1 protein-coding gene is annotated in these 841 nt (G+C 36.0%); it reads left to right on the plus strand.

The window, feature by feature from the left end; all coding sequences use genetic code 11:
• Positions 1-841 (plus strand): ABC transporter permease (locus KQI88_RS17845; protein ID WP_216419664.1); only part of this gene is annotated, 841 nt, incomplete at both ends.

Raw genomic sequence — 841 nt, forward strand, 5'->3', positions numbered from 1 at the left:
TAATGCATTTTACACCTGGTGATCCTGCAAGAATTATGCTTGGTGAGTCAGCACCAGTAGAAGATGTTTTAAAATTAAGAGACGAAATGGGGTTAGATGATCCTTTCCTTATCCAATATGGTAGATATGTTAAGAGGGCTGTAGTTAATCAAGATATAGGTCGTTCCTATGCAACTAATAGATCTGTAGCTAATGAGATTATGACAAGATTCCCAGCTACTTTAAAGCTTGCAGCAATAGGGGTATTAGTTGCAGTAGCAATTGGTATTCCAGTAGGAATTATTTCTGCAACAAGACAATACACCTTATTCGATCAAGTAAGTATGGTATTAGCTTTATTAGGAGTTTCTATGCCTAACTTCTGGCAAGGACTAATGCTTATTCTCTTATTCTCAGTAAATCTAGGTTGGCTTCCAGCATCAGGCTTTACTAGTCTAAAGCATATGATACTACCTGCCATAACTCTAGGTACAAGCTCTGCAGCAACTATTACTCGTATGACAAGATCTAGTATGCTTGAAGTAGTACGTCAAGATTATATTAGAACTGCGAGAGCAAAAGGGCAAGTAGAATCTATTATAATAAATAGACATGCCCTTAAAAATGCACTTATTCCAATTATTACAGTTATTGGTCTACAGTTCGGAAGTTTACTAGGTGGGGCGGTATTAACTGAATCTATCTATTCAATTCCAGGAGTAGGACGTCTAATGGTAGACTCTATTAAATCTAGAGACTTCCCAGTTGTACAAGGTGGAGTATTATTTATAGCTATTACTTTCAGTATTATAAACCTATTTGTAGATATTCTATATGCCTTTGTAGATCCAAGAATTAAGTC

The organism is Alkaliphilus flagellatus (assembly GCF_018919215.1).
GTDB classification, from domain to species: Bacteria; Bacillota; Clostridia; order Peptostreptococcales; family Natronincolaceae; genus Alkaliphilus_B; species Alkaliphilus_B flagellatus.